The organism is Paraburkholderia phenazinium (assembly GCF_900141745.1).
GTDB lineage: Bacteria > Pseudomonadota > Gammaproteobacteria > Burkholderiales > Burkholderiaceae > Paraburkholderia > Paraburkholderia phenazinium_B.
Window position 1 is genome coordinate 3,547,282 of sequence record NZ_FSRM01000002.1, and the last position, 18,601, is coordinate 3,565,882.

Annotated in this window: 19 protein-coding genes; 8 read left to right on the forward strand and 11 right to left on the reverse strand. The window is 63.2% G+C overall.

The features are described from left to right. The first annotated feature begins 232 nt into the window (after positions 1-232). The 4 genes from BUS06_RS35755 to BUS06_RS35770 all read left to right on the forward strand — a co-directional run bounded on the left by BUS06_RS35755 (position 233) and on the right by BUS06_RS35770 (position 4,479). Positions 233-2,128 (forward strand): bifunctional sugar phosphate isomerase/epimerase/4-hydroxyphenylpyruvate dioxygenase family protein, encoded by a 1,896-nt coding sequence (locus tag BUS06_RS35755; protein WP_074268960.1) that lies wholly within the window; start codon positions 233-235, stop codon positions 2,126-2,128. Between the two features lie 170 nt (positions 2,129-2,298). Beyond that, entirely contained in the window at positions 2,299-3,480 is a 1,182-nt protein-coding gene (locus BUS06_RS35760) for a porin (protein ID WP_074268961.1), read from the forward strand. A gap of 265 nt (positions 3,481-3,745) precedes the next feature. Further along, positions 3,746-4,075, forward strand: a complete 330-nt coding sequence (locus BUS06_RS35765) for a hypothetical protein (RefSeq protein ID WP_074268962.1) — start codon at positions 3,746-3,748, stop codon at positions 4,073-4,075. Between the two features lie 200 nt (positions 4,076-4,275). Further along, positions 4,276-4,479 carry a hypothetical protein gene (locus tag BUS06_RS35770; RefSeq protein ID WP_143787772.1) on the forward strand — a complete coding sequence of 68 codons (204 nt, stop codon included), beginning with the start codon at positions 4,276-4,278 and terminating at the stop codon, positions 4,477-4,479. An 82-nt stretch (positions 4,480-4,561) separates the two neighbouring features. Here the strand turns inward: BUS06_RS35770 and BUS06_RS35775 are convergent, their stop codons facing one another. From BUS06_RS35775 to BUS06_RS35800, 6 genes are all read right to left on the reverse strand, one after another. After that, complete coding sequence (locus BUS06_RS35775) at positions 4,562-4,897, reverse strand: hypothetical protein (RefSeq protein WP_074268963.1); 336 nt, start codon at positions 4,895-4,897, stop codon at positions 4,562-4,564. A gap of 14 nt (positions 4,898-4,911) precedes the next feature. Continuing rightward, the gene (locus BUS06_RS35780; RefSeq protein ID WP_074268964.1) at positions 4,912-5,679 is read right to left on the reverse strand and encodes an AraC family transcriptional regulator; all 768 of its coding nucleotides are present in this window, start codon (positions 5,677-5,679) and stop codon (positions 4,912-4,914) included. 72 nt (positions 5,680-5,751) lie between these two features. After that, positions 5,752-7,044, reverse strand: coding sequence for an FAD-dependent oxidoreductase (locus BUS06_RS35785; protein ID WP_074269505.1), 1,293 nt, complete (start codon positions 7,042-7,044; stop codon positions 5,752-5,754). A 2-nt stretch (positions 7,045-7,046) separates the two neighbouring features. Beyond that, on the reverse strand, positions 7,047-7,316 hold the full coding sequence (locus tag BUS06_RS35790; RefSeq protein WP_074268965.1) for a (2Fe-2S)-binding protein: 270 nt from the start codon (positions 7,314-7,316) through the stop codon (positions 7,047-7,049). Then, positions 7,309-8,454, reverse strand: a complete 1,146-nt coding sequence (locus tag BUS06_RS35795) for an NAD(P)/FAD-dependent oxidoreductase (RefSeq protein ID WP_074268966.1) — start codon at positions 8,452-8,454, stop codon at positions 7,309-7,311. The genes BUS06_RS35790 and BUS06_RS35795 overlap by 8 nt, the downstream gene beginning before the upstream one ends. After that, on the reverse strand, positions 8,451-9,398 hold the full coding sequence (locus BUS06_RS35800; protein WP_074268967.1) for a 4-hydroxyproline epimerase: 948 nt from the start codon (positions 9,396-9,398) through the stop codon (positions 8,451-8,453). Before BUS06_RS35800 ends, BUS06_RS35795 begins: the two co-directional genes overlap by 4 nt. Before the next feature lie 370 nt (positions 9,399-9,768). On the opposite strand from BUS06_RS35800, the gene BUS06_RS35805 reads away from it, so the two are divergent. Then, entirely contained in the window at positions 9,769-10,674 is a 906-nt protein-coding gene (locus BUS06_RS35805) for a dihydrodipicolinate synthase family protein (protein WP_074268968.1), read from the forward strand. Between the two features lie 5 nt (positions 10,675-10,679). On the opposite strand, the gene BUS06_RS35810 is transcribed toward BUS06_RS35805, so the two are convergent. Next, complete coding sequence (locus BUS06_RS35810; RefSeq protein ID WP_074268969.1) at positions 10,680-11,399, reverse strand: response regulator transcription factor; 720 nt, start codon at positions 11,397-11,399, stop codon at positions 10,680-10,682. Between the two features lie 202 nt (positions 11,400-11,601). Here BUS06_RS35810 and BUS06_RS35815 point away from each other — a divergent pair, with 202 nt between their 5' ends. After that, on the forward strand, positions 11,602-13,104 hold the full coding sequence (locus tag BUS06_RS35815; protein WP_143787709.1) for an MFS transporter: 1,503 nt from the start codon (positions 11,602-11,604) through the stop codon (positions 13,102-13,104). Positions 13,105-13,230: 126 nt separating this feature from the next. Here the strand turns inward: BUS06_RS35815 and BUS06_RS35820 are convergent, their stop codons facing one another. Both BUS06_RS35820 and BUS06_RS35825 read right to left on the reverse strand, forming a co-directional pair. Then, complete coding sequence (locus tag BUS06_RS35820) at positions 13,231-13,503, reverse strand: hypothetical protein (protein WP_074268971.1); 273 nt, start codon at positions 13,501-13,503, stop codon at positions 13,231-13,233. A 158-nt stretch (positions 13,504-13,661) separates the two neighbouring features. Then, positions 13,662-14,093 (reverse strand): DoxX family protein, encoded by a 432-nt coding sequence (locus BUS06_RS35825; RefSeq protein ID WP_074268972.1) that lies wholly within the window; start codon positions 14,091-14,093, stop codon positions 13,662-13,664. Positions 14,094-14,357: 264 nt separating this feature from the next. Here BUS06_RS35825 and BUS06_RS35830 point away from each other — a divergent pair, with 264 nt between their 5' ends. Then, entirely contained in the window at positions 14,358-15,083 is a 726-nt protein-coding gene (locus BUS06_RS35830) for a DeoR/GlpR family DNA-binding transcription regulator (RefSeq protein WP_074268973.1), read from the forward strand. 6 nt (positions 15,084-15,089) lie between these two features. Here the strand turns inward: BUS06_RS35830 and BUS06_RS35835 are convergent, their stop codons facing one another. Continuing rightward, positions 15,090-15,491: a VOC family protein gene (locus BUS06_RS35835; RefSeq protein WP_074268974.1), complete on the reverse strand. Its 402-nt coding sequence runs from the start codon at positions 15,489-15,491 to the stop codon at positions 15,090-15,092. 163 nt (positions 15,492-15,654) lie between these two features. On the opposite strand from BUS06_RS35835, the gene BUS06_RS35840 reads away from it, so the two are divergent. After that, positions 15,655-16,422 (forward strand): SDR family oxidoreductase, encoded by a 768-nt coding sequence (locus BUS06_RS35840; RefSeq protein WP_074268975.1) that lies wholly within the window; start codon positions 15,655-15,657, stop codon positions 16,420-16,422. Positions 16,423-16,429: 7 nt separating this feature from the next. Here BUS06_RS35840 and BUS06_RS35845 read toward each other — a convergent pair whose 3' ends face one another. Then, positions 16,430-18,580, reverse strand: coding sequence for a tetratricopeptide repeat protein (locus tag BUS06_RS35845; RefSeq protein WP_074268976.1), 2,151 nt, complete (start codon positions 18,578-18,580; stop codon positions 16,430-16,432). Positions 18,581-18,601: the final 21 nt, after the last annotated feature.

Sequence of the window (18,601 nt, forward strand, 5' to 3'; positions counted from 1 at the left end):
CTCCATAAGATCAGTGCACAGGTCAGGCGGCCGGCGCGCGGCCGCTTTTCCCCATCATGGCGCTAGTGTGCGCCCGATCGACAGTTTGGTCTTCTGGGGTTTATACGAATTTGTACGATCTAGTTAGTTTGTATAGAATCACGAAAAATCCAGCTAATGTGGCGGATAGCGCCCCTTGAGTCGATACTCATAGGTAACGGATTGGTCCATTTCTCGCTTGCAGGAGCCGTTGATGCAAACTTCGATCGCCACCGTTTCGATTAGTGGAACACTGGTAGAGAAGCTGACCGCGATTCAGGCGGCGGGCTTCGACGGCGTCGAGATCTTCGAGAACGACCTGCTCTATTTCGACGGCTCGCCCGCCGACGTGCGCCGCATCGCCGCCGATCTCGGTCTGAAAATCATGCTGTTCCAGCCGTTTCGCGATTTCGAGGGCGTGAGCGCCGAGCGGCTCGCGCGCAATCTCGATCGCGTGAAGCGCAAGTTCGATCTGATGCATGAACTGGGCACCGACCGCATTCTGGTCTGCAGCAATGTGCAGGCGGATACGCTGCGCGACGACGCGCTGATCGTCGATCAGCTGGGCGCGCTTGCGCTGGCGGCGGAGCAGGCGGATGTGATTGCCGGTTACGAGGCGCTCGCCTGGGGGCGTCATGTGAATTCGTACCGGCATGCGTGGCGGCTCGTGGATGCCGTCGGTCATCCGAATCTCGGCATCGTGCTCGACAGCTTCCATACGCTGTCGATCGACGATCCGGTGGACGAGATTGCGGCCATTCCAGGCGAGCGCATCACCTTCGTGCAGATCGCCGATGCGCCCAGGCTGGCGATGGATGTGCTCGAATGGAGCCGCCACTATCGCTGCTTTCCGGGCCAGGGCGATTTTGATGTTGCGGGGTTTACTGCGCGTGTGGTCGAAACCGGCTACCAGGGGCCGCTTTCGCTCGAGATTTTCAACGATGGATTTCGCGCAGCACCCACGGCAGCGACCGCAGCGGACGGGCATCGTTCGTTGCTGTTTCTCGAGGAGCAGACGCGTGCGAAGCTGGATCAGCAGGGCCACAGCAAGCAGCGGACCGAACAGCTCTATCAACCGTCTCCTGCCCCTGCTCACATCGGTTTTCAGTTCCTCGAATTCGCAGTGGACGACGCGGCACGCACGCATCTCGCCGACTGGCTCGGCAAACTCGGTTTCCGCAATGCCGGACGGCATCGCTCCAAGGACGTCACGTTGTATCAGCACGGCGCCGCTTCGATCGTGCTGAACGCCGAGGCCGATTCGTTCGCCAGCGCGTTCTTTCAGCAACACGGACTGTCGTTGTGCGCGTCGGCGCTGCGCGTCGACGACGCGAGACTCGCGTTCGAGCGCGCGGCCGGGTTTGGATATGCGCCGTTCTCGGGCCAGGTCGGACCGAACGAGCGCGTGCTGCCCGCCGTGCGCGCGCCGGATGGCAGCCTCAACTACTTCGTCGACGAAACGCCCGACGAACCCACCCTGTTCGAAGCCGATTTCCTGTTGGACAAAAGCGGCAATATTGCCGAACCTGCGCTTCTGACAGACATCGACCACGTCGTGCTGTCGCTGCCCGCGGACTCACTCGATACGTGGGTGCTGTTCTTCCGCACGGCCTTCGGCTTCGAGGCGGAGCCGAGCTGGCTGGTGCCCGATCCGTACGGCCTCGTGCGCAGCCGGGCGTTACGCAGCCGCGACGGCTCGGTGCGCATCGCGCTGAACGCTTCAGTGGATCGGCATACGGCCGTGGCGGAGGCGTTGCACGCCTACCGCGGCTCCGGCCTGAATCACGTGGCGTTCCGCACAGACGACATCTTCTCGGCGATTCCTCGATTCGTCGAAGCCGGTCTGCCGATCCTGCGAATCCCGCGCAACTACTACGACGATCTCGCCGCTCGCTACGCGCTGCCGGACGAGACGATCGAAGCCCTGCGCGCCCGCAACATTCTCTACGACCGCGACGAACGCGGCGGCGAGTTCTTCCACACCTACACCGCACAACTCGATCAACGCTTCTTCCTCGAAATCGTCGAACGACGCGGCGGCTACGACGGCTACGGCGCTGGGAACGCCGCGGTCCGTCTGGCTGCACAGGCACAGCACCGCAAGCAGTAGATCAACCAGGCAGCGCCCCGAGGGGCGTTCAACCAGACCCTGGCATTTTTAGAAAGATGTACCCGAGCACCGAAGCAGTGTTCGGTCAGTTACGGGCCGCGACAGGCCACGTACAAAAAATCAACGCTTTACCTTGGCGATCTTTTCTCACAACGAAGGAGACACAGTCGATGAAGCAGTCCCGTAGCACACTCACCAAACTCGCCTTTACGGCCAGCGCAACCCTCCTCGCCAGTCCGGCTTTCGCGCAAAGCAGCGTCACGCTGTACGGCGCAGTGGACGACGCAATTGTCTATGCCAACAACCAGAAGGGCGCGTCGAACGTCTATCTGCGCCAGGGCAACCTGTATGCGTCGAAATGGGGTCTGCGCGGTGTCGAGGACATTGGCGGCGGCACCACCGTCGTCTTCGATCTGCAGAACGGTTTCGATCCGAATACCGGTGCCCTGTCGTCGTCCACGCAGATCTTCAACCGCCAGGCGTATATCGGCATGCAAAACCCGATGTACGGCACGTTCACCGTGGGTCGGCAATATACGACGTATTACCAGTTCGTGGGACCGCTCGCTTCTTCCAACTGGCTGACCGGCGCGACCGGCGCGCATCCGGGCGATATCGACGGACTCGACACGACGATCCGCATCAACAATTCGCTGATCTACACCACACCGAACTGGAACGGCCTGCAAGCGAGCGGCATGTACGCGCTGGGCGGTATTGCCGGCAGCACCGGCAAGGGCGAGACGATCAGCGCCGGCGTGCGCTACACCACCGGCCCAGTCAATCTCGCCGCGGGCTATCTGCGCATGGACAACGCGCAAGAGACCACCGGCTTCGATGCGGCTTCGACAGGCAGTTTCGGCACCTCGTCGCTCAACACCGGTTACGTGTCGGCGAAGGCGCTCCAGCACATCGCAGCGGCAGCCGACTATACGATCGGCAACCTGATGATGGGTCTCACGTACACCAACGTGCAATACGTAGCGGGCGGCCGTTCCATCTTCCACGACACCGCGATCTTCAATACCTACGCCGCACTGGCCACCTACCGCTTCGCACCGGACTTCGACGTGGCCGGCGCATTCTCGTACACGCTGGCATCGCAAGCCAACAGCATCACCAGCGCCGCGCGCTATCAGCAGTATTCGCTCAAGCAGACTTATCACCTGTCGAAGCGCACCTCGCTGTACGCAGTGCAGGCCTATCAGCGAGCTAGCGGCGAGACGCTCGGTTCGAAGGGAGCGGGCAACATCGTCGAGGCGACGCCGGCGGTCGGCGACTCGCAGAACTCGACGCCGTCGTCGACGAACGCGCAGTTCGTCGGCATGTTCGGTATCGCGATCCTCTTTTAAAAGACGGCTGGGCAGGTTTGTGCCGCGCGCGGGGTCGGCCATGCGTGAGCTTGAACGCGTTTTACGGATGCTTTACTTAGGCTTTACATGCGTTCAGGGTTTCGCAAGGTTCCCCCGGCGTCCGCGTCTTCCGAGGGGCACGCTTTTTGCGCCGATATAATGGCGTTTGATCCGCCATCCGCCACCTGACGCGGCGCGCTATCCGCGGCCGACGCCCGTCCGGCGCCGCCCCGCAGGCCGCGAGGACCGATACCCCTGGAGACCTATGAAGAAGTTTGCCGTAGTCCTGTCCGTTCCCCTGCTGCTCAGCGCGTGTGCCTATTTCCAGAATCCGGATTCGGGCGAGCCCGTGATCGACGGCAACACGCAGCGCCCCGTAAGCGACGTGGTGGCGTGCATGACGCAGGAAGCCGCCAAACACAACGCGACGTTCAAGACCACGCCGTTGCCCGAAGGGCAAATGCTCGATTTCGGCGACTCGAACGTCGTCAAGATCCGCGCCGACAACGGCGCTACCACCTACCGCTTTTACGCGGGCAAACGTCACGCCAGCAACCTGTGGATCGAAGGCGCGAGCAAAACCTGCGCTCCGTGACATTCCTGTGACGTAAGTGCCGGTAATCGACGCGACATCGAATGCAACACATTCCTACCGAATGAGGCTCGAGTCTTAAGAATCGTTTAAGACTTGGGCCCCATGATCCACCGGACAATGAAAAGCTGGAGGTGGATATCTTGAACCTGAACAAAACAAATCGCGACGTAAGCGACCCGGCGGTGCCGGCCAAGCGGACCATGCTGCGCCGCCTGTTGAGTCACCATGAACTCGCTACGCTGTTGCTGTTGCTGCATGCGCCGATCGATGCATCCGCGAAACCCGAGATTCCGATGCTGCATGAGGCGGGGCTCGTCGAAACGGTCGCTACCGAAGCCGGTGCACCGCACATTCGTCTGACGCCGGAAGGCAATGCAGTCTTGCGTGGACTCGGCATCCGTTAATTTGGCGGATTGTCTGGCCGCGCAATAGAGCCGGTAACGTTTCCGTTACTCGTCGTGCCATTCGTTTGACTATTGGCAGTTTTCACGCCTGCCATACCGCGTAGCCCGCTTCACGCAGGCCGATCGCCAGTTCCACTTCCATGTCGCGCGCGCCGTCGTAGGGCATCGGATTGAATACTTCATACAGCTCTGGCAGTAGCCGCAGGCCGTAATCGCGCACATAGCGATTCGCCTGGATATCCGCCTTGTGCCGGTCGAAGCGCAGGTCCGGGTCCAGCCCCGTCATTCCCACATACACGCAAGGCTTGTCGAACCGGTAGTCCGGATTCGCACGGCGAAAGCGCGCCTCGTTCCAGACGGTGTCTTCCAGTACGACCACGTAGACGTAATAGTGATGACTCGGACGGCGACGGGCCATTGCGACGCGAACGCTCAGCTAGAGGTGGTCCCGTGCAGCAGCATGCGGTACTCGGTCGGTGTAATGCCGACGGTCGCCTTGAACTGCCGCGTGAACGCGCTGTGATCGGTATAGCCGCACAGGGCGGCCACATCCGTGACCTTGTCGTGCGACACCAGGAGCGCAGTGGCCGCATCCAGCCGCGTTTTCAGCAGCACCTGGCGCGGCGTCAGATGAAAGACCTTGTGAAAGTAGCGTTCGAGCTGCGCTACCGACATATCCGCCATGGCCGCGAGCTGCTTCAGGTTCAGCGGCTGCACATAATTGTCCTGAATGTACTGCACGACCGCGGCGAGCCGGCTGTACGCGGGATGACTGCCCTCGTCCGCTTTCAGATCGCGCGAAATGCCCGCCAGCCCCACCACCTGCCCCGCCGGATCGCGCAACGGCTGCTTGCAGGTCAGGCACCAGCCCGGTTGCCGTCCGGGGTACAGATGCAGTTCCAGCTGATCGACCATCTGGTTGCCGACATTGATGATCGCGATGTCCTGCGCCGTGTAGATGCGCCCGAAGCGGCGCGGGAAGACGTCCTCGGCGGTCCTGCCGAGCAGCGCCGCCTTGTCCTTGTAGCCGCAGCGCGAAGCCAGCGTGCGGTTCACCAGCGCATAGCGCGCCTGGACGTCCTTGACGAAAAACACGACGTCCGGCATCGCATCGAAGACCGGTTCGAGCAGCGTGAAATGCGAGAGCATGCCGGTCAACGTGGCGTCGGGCGGGTCGAGCGGGTGAGCCAGCGTGTTCATCTTGCGTATCCCGTGCATCCGGTGCGTGATCTTGTGCGCTCGATTATAGGTCCGCGCGATGGGGCGAAAAAATCAGGGGGTCGACGAGGGCGATGCGACCCAATCGGCGGCCTTGATGAGCGTGCCGATCTGCGCCGGATGAAATGGCGGACGCGGCTGCGCTGTCTGCCAGCCGAAATACGTGCTGGCGGCCGTGCCGCAGATACGCCCCTGACACGCGCCCATTCCACAGCGGGTGTGCAGCTTGGCGTCGCGCCAGTCGCGATGCACGCGCACTTCGCCGAGCGTCACGTCTTCACAGCGGCAGAGTATGGTCTCGTCAGCAGGGAGCGCGCGGGCTGCGTCGCCTAAGGCGAAGGTCGTTTCTACTCGCTGCGCGAAACGTTGCCAACGCTGGCGTTGCGCGCGCAGTGCGCGCAGGTCCAGCGTGGCATCGCCGCTCGCAATGCATCCTGCCAGCGCGCCTTCGACCCGCGCCAGTTCCATGCCGCCAATCCCCGTGCATTCGCCCGCAGCGAGGACGCCTTCCACTGAGGTGCGCTGCATGTCGTCGACGCGAATCGCGCCGTGTTCATCGAGCGCACAACCGAGCGCCTGGGCGAGCGTCACGTTTGGCACCAGACCATAGCCGCATGCAATACGGTCGCAGGCGAGCGTGACTTCGCGGGTGCCGCGCACGATCGTCGCCTGCTCCACTCGTCCTGCGCCGCGCGCTTCGCGCACTACGCTGCTGGTCCAGTAGGGCAACCCTGCTCCTCCACGTGTGAGCTGCGCGGCCTGCAGCAACTTCGAAGGCGTGGCCGCGAGCGAGGCGACGAAGCGCGCCAGCGCGAGCGCCGGTGCCTGTTCGACCACCGCCACCACGTGGGCGCCCGCCGCGCGAGCGGTGGCGAGCGCGGCGAGCAGCAATGGGCCGCTGCCGGCGATCACGACGCGCTCGCCGCGTACCGGCGTGCCGCCTTTGATCAACGCCTGCAACGCGCCCGCGCCGGTCACGCCTGGCAGCGTCCAGCCGGCGAACGGCAGCAGCCGCTCACGCGCACCGGTTGCGAGGATCAGTTGGTCGTAGCTGACGCATACGCCACCGTGCCCGGCCGATTCGAGCAGCAGCGCACGTGGCCCCAACGGAGCAACGACACGCGAGGATGACCACACGGTGACGTTCGGATGCTTGCGCAAGGCCGCGTCGACTTCGCTCAATGGCGCCTGCGGGGCGTGGCCCGGCCCTTGCCGCCAGACCTGACCGCCGACGCACGGATTGTCGTCGAACACCGCCACGCGCGCGCCCTTCTGCGCTGCGGCTCGCGCCGCATTCAGCCCGGCCGGACCGGCGCCCGCGACGACGACGTCGTAGTGCTGATCCACGCTCACAATGGCCCCGTCGTGTGAATGATCTGGCCGTCGCGACAAAGCGTCTGGCACGCGAGCACATGCGCGCGGCCGTCGATGGTGACGCGGCATTCCTGGCACACGCCCATGCCGCACAAGGCAGCACGAGGCTGGCCAGCCACCGAAGTGCGCGTGCCACGCAAGCCTGCAATCGCGAGCGCCGCCACGACCGTCGTTCCGGCTTCGACCTCGATCGTGCGAGAGTCGATCGTCACGCGAATGCACGCTTTGATGCCCCGGCTAGACATGACACACGCTCTGCGCGAAACGTTGCGGCAAATACGGCTCACATGGGATCGGCGTGGCATCTCCCGTGATCTGCGATGCAAGCAGTTTCGCCGTCGCAAGAGATGTGGTGACGCCAAGACCTTCGTGCCCCACCGCCACCCATAGATCTGCTGCAGCATCGCTCATCCGGCTCATCCGCCCCATGCGGCCGATCAACGGCAAGCCATCCGGCGTCGCGGCCCGAAACCCCGTCCACGCACGAATCCCGTTGAGCGATGGCAACGCCGGCAGATAACGCGCCGCGCGCTGCAACATCTGCGCGAGCACGGGCATTTCGACAGCGGGATCGGTCGTGTCGAACTGGCGCGACGAGCCGATCAGCAGTTGGCCCGTCGGCCGCGGCTGCGCGTTGAACGCCACAGAGGTGCCCACCGCGTGATGGGCGCTTTTGATGTATCCGAGTTCGAGCAGTTGATGCCGGATCAAACCGGGGTAGCGGTCCGTGATCAGCAGATGACCCTTCTTCGGCTGCAGCGGCAGCGACGGCACCAGCTTCTGCGCGCCCGTGCCGTTAGCCACGATCACATAGGCCGCCTGCTTGCGTTCGCCGTTCGCGAGGATCACGCCATGCGCGTCGACGGCTGTCACTTCCGTTGCCAGTCTCACGCGAATATTCGCCGCCGCAGGCGATTGCGTGAGCAACCACTCGGCCGCGGTCGGCGCGTAGACGATGCTGTCGTGTTCGATCCGCAGGCCGCCCGCCATGCCAGTTGCGAGCGCGGGTTCGCAGGCACGCAACGCGGCGCTGTCGAGCAGTTGTGCGGCGACGCCTTGCGCGACAAACGTATCGTGCATCGCGCCCGCGGCTTGCCATTCCTCGTCGTCGGTCGCGACCCACAGCGTGCCGCAGCGCGAAAACGCGTCACGTGTTCGCAGTTGCGGCGCAAGTTCGAGCCACAAGTCGCGCGAATACGCGCTTAAAGCAAATTCCGCGGGGGAGTCGTTCATCACGACAATGTGGCCCATCCCGGCAGCCGTTGCACCACCACCGATGCCATGCGTATCGAGCACCTCGACCTGCATGCCGCGCGCGGCGAGTTCCGCCGCGCATGCCGCGCCGATAATCCCCGCACCGACGATGAGCGCATCCGCCGTCATGCCGCGCGCAGACCCCAGGCAAACGGATCGCGCTCATCGAAACACAAACGCCCTTCCGCCATGATGTGCGCATGACCCGTGATGGTCGGCATCACCGTCTTGCCGTCGCCGCTCCCTTGATACGTCGCTTCGAAGACGCTGCCGATAATGCTTTCCTGACGCCACACCGCTCCCTCGGCGAGCTTGCCGTCAGCGGCGAGACAGGCCACTTTGGCGCTCGTGCCGGTGCCGCACGGCGAGCGGTCGTAAGCGTTGCCAGGACACAGCACGAAGCTGCGGCTGTCGAGACCGTCGCGCGAGCCGGGTCCGAACAGTTCGATATGGTCGATCAGGGCGCCGTCCGCACCCGTGATGTGCTGGGCGATCAGCGCGTCGCGGATTGCCGAACTGAATGCCGTCAACTCGGGAATATGGCGCGCCTCGAGCGTATGACCATGCTCGGCGATGAGGAAAAACCAGTTGCCGCCCCACGCGATATCGCCGGTCAACACGCCGTGACCGGGAACGTCGACGCTCACCGCCTGACGGTAACGATAAGACGGCACGTTGCGCACCGCGACGCTGCCATCGCCATTGAGCGTGGCCTCGACGATGCCGACCGGCGTCTCGATGCGGTGCTGCCCCGCGCCGATGCGGCCCATATGCGCCAGCGACACGACGAGTCCGATCGTGCCGTGTCCGCACATGCCGAGGTAGCCGACGTTATTGAAGAAGATCACGCCGGCCGCGCAATCGGCGGCATCCGGCTCGCACAGCAGCGCGCCGACGACGACGTCCGAGCCGCGCGGTTCCGTGACGATGCCGGCGCGCCAGTCGTCGAAACGCGTGCGAAACACGTCGAGCCGCTCGGCCAGCGTCCCGTTACCGAGATCCGGGCCACCGGACACAACCAGGCGGGTCGGTTCACCGCCGGTGTGCGAATCAATCACGTTCAAGGTTTTCATGCTGCAATCTTAGAAATGCCGGCACGGCCAGTCTTGGTGTCATTATGCGCGGATTGTGACGATTTCAGCATAGTGATCGGCGTGGCTCGTCCGCCTTGGCGACGGTCGCCCCGGACTTCCGTTCCGCGAGCCCGAACGCTTCCGCACAGCATTGGCTCCGTATGCCGGGAAGTCTCCCTCGCGCGGTCCCGACGCGGTACGCCCAGATCCCCGTAAGACAGCATCGTCACTGGGCATTCAACGGCCTGGCCGAGCGATTCCCGCATACCGCTTGTGCTGAAATCGTCATCGAAGACGCGCGAATCGCGCAAGACGGCGGCTTTTTCCCTGCTTACACTGCGGTCAACTCATCACATTCAGGAGAGACGTCGTGGCGCACATCTGGGAAGGTGTATTACCCGCAGTCACCACCAAATTTCACGCGGATTTCAGCATAGACCGTGCGTGGACGGCGAAGAATATCGAAGCGCAGATCGAGGCCGGTGTGGATGGCATCATCGTGTGCGGCTCGCTCGGCGAAGCCTCGACCCTGTCGCTCGACGAAAAGCTCGAAGTGCTCGATATCGCCGTGGACGCCTCGCGGGGCCGCGTGCCGGTACTCCTGACGATCGCCGAAAACAGCACGCTCGACGCCTGCCGCCAGGCCGAAGCCGGCACGAAACATGGCGCGGCTGGCTATATGGTGCTGCCGGGTCTGCGCTATCTGTCGGACCGGCGCGAGACGCTGCACCACTTCCGTAGCGTCGCAAAAGCTAGCGCGTTGCCGCTAATGATTTATAACAACCCGCTCGCGTACGGCGTCGACACCACGCCTGAGATGTTCGCCGAACTCGCCGACGAGAAGAAAATCGTCGCCATCAAGGAATCGTGCGGCGACGTGCGCCGGGTCACGGACCTGATCAACGCGGTGGGCGATCGCTACGCGATTCTGTGCGGCGTGGACAACCTCGCCATGGAAGCCACCCTGATGGGCGGTCACGGCTGGGTGGCGGGTCTCGTATGCGCGTTTCCGCATGAGACGGTCGCGATTTACAAGCTGATCAAGGCAGGCCGCGTCGACGAAGCCCGCGCGATCTACCGCTGGTTTGCGCCGCTGCTCGCCCTCGATGTCTCGCCGAAGCTGGTGCAGAACATCAAGCTCGCCGAAGCGATGGTGGGACTCGGCACGGAGCATGTGCGCCCGCCGCGTCTGCCGCTTGCAGGCGACGAACGCAAGGCGGTCGAAGCGCTGGTTCGCCACTCGCTCGAAACGCGGCCCACGCTGCCGTCGCTCTGAGCAGATCAGGCCGCGGCTTTCTCGATCTCGGCTTCGGCCTGATGCAGGCTTAGCAACCGGTAGCCGCTCTTGTAGACCGGTTGCAGACGAAAGCCGTTGTCCTGATCGATCTCGAGCAGCAGACGCAGGCGCGACACGTGGCTGTCGATGGTCCGCGTGAACTCGCGGAATTCGCGGCCCCACACCATCGCGAAGATATGGTCGCGCGACAGGACGCGGCCGATGTTGGCGAAGAACAGTGACGCCAGACGATACTGCGTGCCGGACAGCTGCACAGGCACACCCCGCAACGTCACCAGCTGGCGATGCGCGTCGAAGTGATACGGGCCGGCGTCGAACGTCGCCACGCTAAGGCGGTCCGGGTAGGCGCGCCGCAACAGCGCCGCGATGCGCTCGCGGAATTCCGCCGGGCGCACCGGCAACGGCACATAGTCGTCCGCACCCGCCGCGAAGGCGCGCACCGCGGCGGCCTCCGAGCGGTCGTGCGAAGCGAATACCACCGGCATCCGGTCGCCGCCTACGGCGCGCACCGATTTCAGCACGTCGATACCCGATAGACGCATGCCGTTCCAGTCGAGCACGAGCAGGTCTACGGTCGAACGTGCGAGGGCCTTCGACATGCTCAGACCGTCGTCAAAGGTCGCGCAGGTGTGCCCCGCCTGCTGCAGGATCTGTTCGATCGACTGACTCTGCAGGGGGTCGCGCTGAAGGATGGCAATACGCATGAGAAAAACTCTTAACTGTTGGATCGGACGCGATTCTGTTAGTCGCCCGGCCGCCAGCCCATAGGAGCAATCCTAATTTACCCAATGATCGGCATTGTCCGACAGATGAGCCCTGCGTTCTGACGCCGGCGTTCTCCGCCATGCATTGACACTTCATGCCGCGCCGAAACGTCGGCTGCCGCTGAGGCTTACGATGGGTCTTATGAAAACGACCACCGCCCCCTTCACCCCCGCTATCTCGCGCATCGTCGCGACGGTCAGCGTGGGGTTCGTCGTCACGCAGCTCGACGTGACTATCGTCAACATCGCGCTCGCCAAAATCGGCGGCGATCTGCACGCGGACGTCACGGGCCTGCAATGGATCGTCGACGCCTACGCGCTGGCTTTTTCGGTCCTGATGCTGTCGGCCGGCGTGCTCGGCGACAGGCTCGGCGCGCGCCGCATGTATGCCGTCGGCATCGTGATCTTTGCCCTCGCGTCGCTCGCCTGCGGGCTCGCGTTCGACGCCACTATGCTCGTGGCAGCGCGGGCGCTGCAGGGCATCGGCGCCGCCGCGATGTTGCCCAACTCGCTCGCGCTGCTTAACCAGGCCTGCGGACACGATCCAAAGTTGCGGGCGCGGGCTGTGGGTCTGTGGACCGCGGCAGGCGCTGTTTCGATTGCGGCCGGACCGGTGATCGGCGGTCTGCTGATCGCGGGCTTCGGCTGGCGCAGCATCTTTCTCGTCAATCTGCCGATTTGTGCAGCCGGCCTGTTCGCGACCTTCGCCTGGGTGCCGCGGCCGGATGCGACCGCCGTCCCGAACACAACCGTCCCAGGAAATGCACAATCCACCGCACAGGCTGCCCCGCAGCCACGCAGCGTCGACCTGCCCGGCCAGTTACTGGCGATCGTCGCGCTAACGGCGTTTACCGGCGCAGTTATCGAAGGACGTCCGCTCGGCCTCAGCCATCCGCTGGTCGCAGGCGGCTTCATCCTCGCCGTGATCGCGGTCATTGCGTTTGTGACGGTGGAAGCGCGCGTGGCTACCCCGATGTTGCCGCTCTCGCTGTTCCGCAAGCGCACCTTCAGCGCTGCGGTGCTGTTCGGCATCTGCGTGAATCTGACGTACTACGGCATGGTGTTCGTGCTGAGTCTGTATCTGCAACACGTGCGGGGCTACACGCCGCTCGAGGCTGGATTGGCGTTCCTGCCGCTGACCGGCGGATTCCTCGCTTCGAATGTGCTTAGCGGCTGGGTGGTCGGGCGCTATGGCGTGCGTGTGCCGATGATCTGCGGTGCGCTGACCGCTGCGCTCGGCTATGGGCTGCTGCACCTGGTGGGCGCGACGACGCCGCTGATCGGACTGCTGGTGCCGTTCCTGCTGATTCCGTCGGGCATGGGCCTCGCGGTGCCGGCCATGACGACCGCTGTGCTGGCGTCGGTGGAACGGCAGCGTGCCGGCACGGCGTCAGCGGTATTGAATACCGCGCGGCAGGCAGGCGGTGCCGTGGGTGTCGCCGCGTTCGGCGCGCTGGTGAGCGGAGCGGGCGCGGCGCATATCGTGTTCGGCATGCAGGTCGCTACCGCGATCTCGACGGGTCTGTTGCTCGCCGCCCTCGTGCTCGGCTGTCTCGTCCATCCGGAACCGCATGCACAGCAACCGGAGAACGATAGTCGCAGGGAATCATCGGGACGTCGTCTGCGAGCTATTGATCGCGGTTAGCACCGCTAGCGCACAATTCAGATCCATCCCCTGAAAGCACAACGCCCACGCTGAGCCCAGCGTGGGCGTTGTGCGTCGCGGCGAACCAGGCAGCAGTGGACCCGCCATCCGCCTATCGCGCGACAGCTACAGCGAGGTCTCCTGAATCTCACCGGATTCCAGCGCGCGCGCAATCAGGCCCTCGCTTTCCACCTTGCTGATCGCATCGGCAATCAGCTTGGCCGGTTCTTCAATCTCGGCCTTGATCGTGCTGATCAAACCGGACGCGTCGAGGACCACCAGCGTTTTCGCGGAATCGGCGAGGCTGATGATCACACGATGCGGCGTCGGCCCTTCGCCGAGGCTCGCGCAAAACTGCATGACGTTGCCACCGATCGTTTGCTCAAAATTTTGAATCATTGTCGACTCCCTTGAAGACACCCTGAATCGGAACGGCATGTTGGATGGAACATGCCCTGCGCAAACGGTCCTGATGCAGCTATCCCAGCAGCAACCTCCGTACCGGGACCAATAAACGCCGCTTTGCTCACGCTCTCGCGTTTGGGGGACGCGATTCCTCAGCGCCCCAGACCGCTACGCGGCGCGCGGGCGCCGTCGATACTGATACGGCCCGCACCCGTCACGAACAACAGCAGGAAACCACCCGCAATGCCGATGTTCTTCCAGAAGTGAATCACCATGTCATGCTGCACCACGGCATCCGTCACATTCCAGAAATCGTGTCCGAGGACGGCTGTTGCTACCGTGTACACCGCCATGATGAGCGCCAGCGGGCGAATCTTGAAGCCGAGCACGAGAAACAGGCCACCGAGCGCCTCGACCGCAGTGGCAAGCGGTGCAGCAATCTGCACGAACGGCACGCCCTTCGAATGCAGATAGCCCACGAAACCCGCGTAACCCAACAGTTTCATCACGCCGCCCCAAAGGAACAAAACGGCAAGGGCAAGACGTGCAATGAGGATTACGCCGGAATCGACGGGTCGCGTCATGAGAAAGGACTCCTGTGAACAGATAAGCAAAAGACCGGGCGATGCGCTGTCAGTTCCCGGAAGGTGCATGTCAGAATATGTGCATTGACTCGCTTCTCCAAGCGAAAACGCGTCACGTCGGGCCCTGATACGGAGAATTTTTCCCTTCGAAAAGCGTCCGATTACACTCCTGATTACTCGCCGCGCGCGTCCGGTCTTGTTATAATCCTTTCACGATTCCGAACAAAATATAACGAACCCATTGCGTCAGGGCCCGGGACTTCCATGCTGAAAACTGACCGCCTGCGCGCGCTCGCTGACGCGCTGGGCAGACAAAACGTGATGCGCCTGCGCGATGCCGCCGCACTGCTCGGCGTGTCGGAAATGACGGTGCGCCGGGACGTCGCCGCAAGTCCGGGGCAATTCACTTATCTGGGCGGCTACATCGTCAGCGCGACAGACGTACCCAACACCGCCGGGTATTCGCTGGAGCAGGAGAAGGACCATTTCGCGCAAGCCAAGGCCGAGGCCTCGGCGTTCGCCGCGAAGCTGATCGCCGACAACGAAACGCTCTTCATCGATTGCGGCACCACCCTCACCACACTGGCGCGGCTGATTCCTGCCGAGCGGCACGTCACCGTGGTCTGCTACTCGCTGAACGTCGCGGAGATTTTACGGCGCAAACCCAACGTGCGGATGATCCTGCTGGGCGGCGTGTATGTGCCGTCGTCGGATTCGTTCGCCGGGGAAGAAAGCATCGAGATGCTGCGCCGCATGGGCATCAACAAGGCGTTCATTTCAGCAGGCGGAGTGGATCCGGCACGCGGCGTCACCTGCTGGAATTTTCATGAGGTCGCGCTCAAGCAGGCGGCCATGGCGAGTGCGGTGGAGCGGCATCTGGTGGTCGATACGAGCAAGTTCGGCGCGGTTAAAGCGGTCCGGTTCTCGCAGGTCGACGATTTCGATTCGATCATCACCGAGAAAGGCCAGGAGTTGCGCCGGCGCAAGTGAGCACGATCACGGATACGTGGCTACTTCAATCAGGTTGCCATCCGGGTCGCGGCAATACACCGAGGTCATCGGACCACGCGCACCGGATCGTGCCACCGGGCCGGCCTCGATTTCAATACCGTGTGCCAGCCAATGCGCCTTGACCGTCTCTGGATTCGCCTGCGTCACGAAACACAGATCGGCGCTGCCGGCTACTGGCGCGACGCCGGTAAACCATGCCACCGTATCCGCATCTTTCGGCCGCAGATTGATCTTATGCGAGCCGAAATGAACGGCGACCCGCACACCGGTGCGCGAATCGAAATCGATACGCTGCATGCCCAGTGCGCGGACGTACCATTCGGCACTGGCCTCCACATCCGCTACATTCAGAACGATGTGGTCGATGCTGTCTATCGAGAAGCTCATGATCGTCGAAAGTAAGTTGGTGCATCATCAGGTTGAAGTGAGCAGCAGCCTGCCGGAGGATGCGTCGGCAGCGCCGGCCAGGTGGGTGCCACTCCTGAAAAGTACCACGTGGAGGAGATTTGCATCGGCTCACTCCTGAATACCCGTCAAAAAGGAAACCCAGATGACTCAGCTATTTGATTTGAGCGGCCGCACTGCCCTCGTCACCGGCTCGGCGCGTGGCATCGGCTTCGCGCTCGCTGAAGGGCTTGCCGCCGCGGGAGCCCGCGTCGTATTGAACGGCACGCGCGCCGATACGGTCGCTCAAGCTGTGACGCGACTCAAAGACAAGGGCCTCGACGTCCATGGCCGTGCCTTCGATGTGACTGACGAACAGGCTGTGGCCGACGCATTCGCGCAGTGGGACACAGACGGTATAAAGATAGATATCCTGATCAATAACGCCGGCATCCAGTTTCGCAAACCACTCGTAGAGCTGGAACTGAGCGACTGGCAGCGTGTGATCGACACCAACCTCACGAGCGCCTTCATTGTCGCCAGGCAGGCCGCCAAACGCATGATCGCGCGTGGCGCGGGAGGCAAAATCGTCAACATCGGCTCGATTATCAGCGAGAACGCGCGTGCCACCGTGGGCGCGTACGCGGCAGCGAAAGGCGGCATCAAGATGCTCACCAAGGCCATGAGCGCCGAGTGGGCGTCATCGAACATCCAGGCCAATGCGATTGGGCCCGGCTATATCCTGACCGATATGAACAAGGCGCTGGTGGAAAACGCAGCGTTCGATGCGTGGGTCAAAAGCAGCAACCCGTCTCAGCGCTGGGGTACGCCCGAGGAACTCGTCGGCACCGCGGTGTATCTTTCGTCAGCGGCATCGAGCTACGTGAATGGCCAGATCATTTACGTCGATGGGGGTTGGCTCGCAGTGCTGTAAGCGATCCTCAGCTCTCCAAAGCAAGCGGCGCCGCGAATTCCACCATACACGCTTCACGAACCCGCTCGACCACCGCGGGCCAGCTTTCGCTTGCCGCTTGCCGGAACAGTCGCACCGTGTGCGGATACCACGGCGAGTCGCTGCGTTCATGCATCCACCGCCAGTCGATACCGTGCCCTGGCAGCATGATCCAGCAAGGCTTGCCCATCGAGGCAGCCAGGTGACCAATCGACGTATCGACGCAGATCACCAGATCGAGCTGCGCGATGATCGCAGCACTATCGGCCAGATCCGCTACTTCCGAGCCGAGATGCAGCAGTGGCTGCCCATCTGGAGGACACTGCGCCTCGTCTTCGGCCTGTCCTTTCTGCAGGCTCACGAACTGGACATCCGGCAAACTCCACAGCGGCGCCAGCGTTGTCAACGACGGTAGTGACCGGTTGGCGTCATTGTGATGTCGCGGGTTGCCTTTCCACACCAGCCCAACCTTGTGCCCTGCAGGCAGCGCCTCGAGCCGGGAGCGCCACTGATCGAGAAGCGGCTCGGCGAGCTTCAGGTGACCGGCGGGCGGAATGGTGTCCGGGGTGGTATGCAGATGCAGCGGCGCACTGAGCAGGCTGGTCCAGCGGTCGAATCCGGACGCCAGCCGCAACGCGCCTTGATGGTCGAGCACTGCATCGACGCCCTCCACGGCAGCCATCAGGCGGTGCAGCGGGGCCATGCAGACAACCGTAATCGTGGCCGCGCCCCGCGCCTTGAGGAGCGGAAGATAGCGGCTGAACTGCAGAATGTCGCCGAGGCCATCCTCTTGCCAGATCAACAACGACTTGCCGGCGAGATCATCGCCACGCCAGTGCTGACAGGGCAACATCGCGACAGTCTTCGGGTGGATATAGTCCGGCTTCTGATAGCGGGACTCATAAAGCCGCCAGCCCTCTTCGAACGCACCGGTGCTGAGCAGCAGTGTCGCGAGAGCGAATTTCGCATCGGCATAGTCTGGGCGGATCGCGATCGCCTGCCGGTATGCTGCTTCGGCTTCCTCTAGCCGATTGAGCTCCTTCCGGACGTTGCCAAGGTTGTAATGGGCCTCGACGACATTGGGACGCAGCGCGATCGCCTGCTGGTATGCAACAGCAGCTTCCGACCAGCGCTCGAGTACCTGGAGGACACTGCCCAGGTTGTTATGCGCTTCGACACCGTTCGGATTGATGTGCAGCGCCTCGCGATAAATCGCCTCCGCATCAGCGAGCCGATTCATCCCGTGCAGCACGATGCCAAGGTTGTAGCACGCCTCCGCGTAATCGGGACGCAGCGCTAGCGCCTGCCGGTAGCACGCCTCGGCTTCGGGCAGCTTTTTGAGGTCGGCCATTACGGTGCCGAGATTGTTGTGCGCCTCGGCGTAGCCCGGACGGATCGTCACGGCCAGCCGGCAGGCGAGTTCCGCTTCGGATAGCCGCGTGAGCAGCTTGAGCACGCTGCCCAGGTTATTGAGCGCCTCGGGATACTGAGGGCGGATCGTCAACGCCTGACGGTAAGCCTGATCCGCCTCGGGAAAGCGGCCCAGTTCCTTGAGCACGTTGCCCAGGTTGTTGTGCGTCTCGGCAGAACCGGGCCGCAACGCCAGCGATTGCCGGTAAGCGGCCTCAGCCTCATGCAAACGGCGCAGTTCGTAGAGGACGATGCCCAGGTTGTAGTGCGCCTCCGCGTAATCGGGACGTACGGCGAGCGCCTGCCGGTAGGCCGCCTCTGCGTCAGGCAGACGCTTGAGACCACACAGCACTGCACCAAGGTTGTTATACGCCTGGGCCTGATCGGGGCGGATGGCCACGACGCTGCGGAACATTGCCTCCGCTTCTGACAGGCGGCCAAGCCCCTTCAGCAACATGCCGAGGTTGTTATAGCCATCTGCGAAATCGGGCTTTAGCGCGATCGACTCGCGCCAGTACGTCTCCGCTTCGGTGGACCGGTTCAGACCGTGCGCCGCGATTGCGGCGACGCTAAGTGTTCCGACGAGTACGGGTACGGCGACGCTGGCACGCGCTTCGAGGATAGGCTGTACCAATGCCAGCGCCTCGGCGAATTTCCCGGTGGAACAGAGCATAGCCGCGGACTGTACGGTTTCTGCATGGGAGGGCGCGAGCGTCGATGCCGGAGTCATGAATAGGGGTTGCCGATGTCA